The sequence below is a fragment of the Chryseobacterium salviniae genome (assembly GCF_035819015.1).
Lineage (GTDB): Bacteria > Bacteroidota > Bacteroidia > Flavobacteriales > Weeksellaceae > Chryseobacterium > Chryseobacterium salviniae.
This window is the reverse complement of sequence record NZ_JAYLAA010000088.1, coordinates 1-2,806: the sequence shown is the minus strand read 5'-3', so window position 1 is coordinate 2,806 and position 2,806 is coordinate 1. Positions and strand designations below refer to the sequence as shown.

Below are 2,806 nucleotides of genomic sequence, written 5' to 3'. Positions count from 1 at the left end.
TTTGTGCGCAGTGAAGCTTCAGCGGAACGGAGAACAACGTTTTGCGGCTGCTTTGCGTATAATTTTGATTATGTAATTTGCTGTGGCTGTTTTGGGTGGGAGAGTTGGAGGGTTTGAGCGTCGGAGAAAATGTCTTTTTTATTTGGAGGGCGGGATATTTAATTCAATGCAAGCGTTGGGCAATTCAAGGTTTAAGGTTCAAAATTCAAGGTTTTTTATTTAATTGGATGGAACTGATTAATCGCTGTTTGTAACGCATCAATCCCGGTTTCTCTGTATTTCTCGGTGGTGTCGGCGTGTTTGTGTCCTGCAAAATATTGTACTTTTCTTAAGTTTTCGCCCTGGTCTAATTTCAGTTTGATAACGCTTTGTCGGATTTTTACGCTTGTCAATTTCTTTGTAAAACCTTTCTGATAAGTTGATACAAGATAGTTGATGTCGTCTTTTGTAATTGCTGACCCAAGTTTATTCAGTAGAAAAAAAGAAGTTTTTTGCCTTTCTAATTTCTCTCTTTCTTCCTGTAAATATTGATAAAACAACAATATTTGTTCTGCTTTTAAATCTAATATTCTTTCGTTGGTAATTCCTGATTTTTGAACTTTTATTTTTGCATTTTTTAAATCTAAATCTTCGATTTTCAGTTTCTCAATATCTCCAACTAATAACGCTTGATTTACCAGTAAACTCATTATGATTTGGTTTCTTTTTTCTAATATCGGATACCGTTCTTTTCTCGGTTCTAAAAGCTTTTGCAGTTCTTTTTCTGTGAGCAGTTCCTGTAATTGGATTGGATTCTCTTTGCCGTCTTTTATCCTGATATTTCCTGCAATATTTGTTTTTATCTTTCCTGTTTCTACTAAATAATCGTAGTATTTTTTTATCGCATAAACCGTTCTTTTTACGCTTTGTGGAGTATAGCTTTTTCTTAAGTATTCTACATATTCCATTAAATTCTGATAGCTCAGTTTCTCCGGATTTTTATAATGTTTTTTGAACTTTTCTATTTCGTAGAGATAGGTTTTTACAGTTCCTTCAGATAATTCATTTTTTAAAAAAGTTGTTAGTCCGTGGTTGTTAATTGATGGTTTCATTGCTACATTTTCACATTGGTAAATTGTTACATTGTATTGATTCTTGTATAAATCTGTGTTGTTCCTAAATATTCATGTCCTAAAAAATCCCGTACTTTCTCCAGCTCCATTCCCTGTTCTAATAACTGTGTCGCAATGGTATGCCGTAAACAGTGCAATGTAAATCCTTTGTTTTCCAATCCTGTTTTCCGGAGTAATTTTCTAAATTCTTCGTAAGGGTTTTGGGTGATCAGTTTTTCGTCCTGGTTCCGGGCTTTGGTTTCTAAAAATTTCTCAAGATCTTTTTTAACCTGTTTTGTAAAGGGGATTACTCTGCGGTGTTTGCGTTTTCGTTTGTGTTATAGGGCAGATGTGTTTCTATATGTATATCGTTTATTTTCGGTTCTTGTGGTTCATTTCTTCTCAGTCCACACGCATAACATAGATGTAAAATAATGGCTTGCAGCGTCCTGCTTTTAGCATAGAGCTTTTTTAATTCTTCGTTTGTACAGACTTTTCTTTCTTCGGATATTGGAGATTTAATTTTCAGTTGGACAGGATTGAGTTTTATGGGTCCGGTTCTTTGCAGATAATCAAAATAGAGTTTGATGGACAGTAAAATAGTGTGCAGATAATTCATTTTTTAAAAAAGTTGTTAGTCCGTGGTTGTTAATTGATGGTTTCATTGCTACATTTTCACATTGGTAAATTGTTACATTGTATTGATTCTTGTATAAATCTGTGTTGTTCCTAAATATTCATGTCCTAAAAAATCCCGTACTTTCTCCAGCTCCATTCCCTGTTCTAATAACTGTGTCGCAATGGTATGCCGTAAACAGTGCAATGTAAATCCTTTGTTTTCCAATCCTGTTTTCCGGAGTAATTTTCTAAATTCTTCGTAAGGGTTTTGGGTGATCAGTTTTTCGTCCTGGTTCCGGGCTTTGGTTTCTAAAAATTTCTCAAGATCTTTTTTAACCTGTTTTGTAAAGGGGATTACTCTGCGCTTTTTGCCTTTTCCTTTTCTGATATACAGCAGATCATTTTCTAAATCTATATCGTTTATTTTCAGTTCTTTTGCTTCATTTCTTCTCAGTCCACACGCATAACATAGATGTAAAATAATTGCTTGCAGCTTACTGCTTTTAGCATATAGCTTTTTTATTTCTTCGTTTGTAAATACTTTTCTTTCTTCGGATTTTGGAGTTTTAATTTTCAGTTGGTAAGGATTGAGTTTTATGGTTCCGGTTCTTTGCAGATAATCAAAATAGAGTTTGATGGACAGTAAAATAGTGTGCAGATAATTGTCGCTTAAAGCCTTTTTAGTTCTCGGACTGATGACGGTTTTCAGATAGGAATAATAATCTAAAATGTCCTGTGTCTGGATTTCAAAATTTTCTTTCCGGATATATCTCAAAAACTTTGCAATCTGCTTTGGATAGGAGTTTATAACGGTTTTGCAATACCCTAAATTTTGTAGTTCTTTTCTAAATTGTAGTATATTTTCTTCATCCATTTGTATTAGTATGATTGTTTTGCTTACTCAATATTTTCAATTTTTCCGAACAATAACCAACTTTTCTTTATTCATCGTGCTTTGTCAGTAATCTAGCGTTCGTTTTGCTTCCGTTTAGCGTTCGCTTGCGTTCGCACCTTGTAGGTGAGGCAATTTATTTTTTCTTCTTTAGTTCTTCTAGTTGCTTTGTAAAAGCTTCCTTTAAATCTTTCCTAACTTTCTG

The 2,806-nt window shown here is 33.9% G+C and carries 4 protein-coding genes; all 4 read right to left on the bottom strand.

Annotated elements, in window-relative coordinates:
- Window positions 1-215: 215 nt before the first annotated feature.
- The 4 genes from SOP96_RS19935 to SOP96_RS19920 all read right to left on the bottom strand — a co-directional run bounded on the left by SOP96_RS19935 (window position 216) and on the right by SOP96_RS19920 (window position 2,583).
- Window positions 216-1,091 carry a tyrosine-type recombinase/integrase gene (locus SOP96_RS19935; protein WP_326322605.1) on the bottom strand — a complete coding sequence of 292 codons (876 nt, stop codon included), beginning with the start codon at window positions 1,089-1,091 and terminating at the stop codon, window positions 216-218.
- A gap of 26 nt (window positions 1,092-1,117) precedes the next feature.
- Window positions 1,118-1,399, bottom strand: coding sequence for a site-specific integrase (locus SOP96_RS19930; protein ID WP_326322606.1), 282 nt, complete (start codon window positions 1,397-1,399; stop codon window positions 1,118-1,120).
- On the bottom strand, window positions 1,399-1,710 hold the full coding sequence (locus SOP96_RS19925; RefSeq protein ID WP_326322604.1) for a hypothetical protein: 312 nt from the start codon (window positions 1,708-1,710) through the stop codon (window positions 1,399-1,401). Before SOP96_RS19925 ends, SOP96_RS19930 begins: the two co-directional genes overlap by 1 nt.
- A 72-nt stretch (window positions 1,711-1,782) precedes the next feature.
- A complete protein-coding gene (locus tag SOP96_RS19920; RefSeq protein WP_326322589.1) occupies window positions 1,783-2,583 on the bottom strand; it encodes a tyrosine-type recombinase/integrase in 801 nt (266 codons plus the stop codon).
- Window positions 2,584-2,806: the final 223 nt, after the last annotated feature.

Excerpts from the sequence above, each read along its gene's own strand:
- SOP96_RS19925 (WP_326322604.1), bottom strand. The coding sequence starts at position 1,710 with ATGAATTATCTGCACACTATTTTACTGTCCATCAAACTCTATTTTGAT.
- SOP96_RS19920 (WP_326322589.1), bottom strand. The coding sequence starts at position 2,583 with ATGGATGAAGAAAATATACTACAATTTAGAAAAGAACTACAAAATTTA.
- SOP96_RS19935 (WP_326322605.1), bottom strand. The coding sequence starts at position 1,091 with ATGAAACCATCAATTAACAACCACGGACTAACAACTTTTTTAAAAAAT.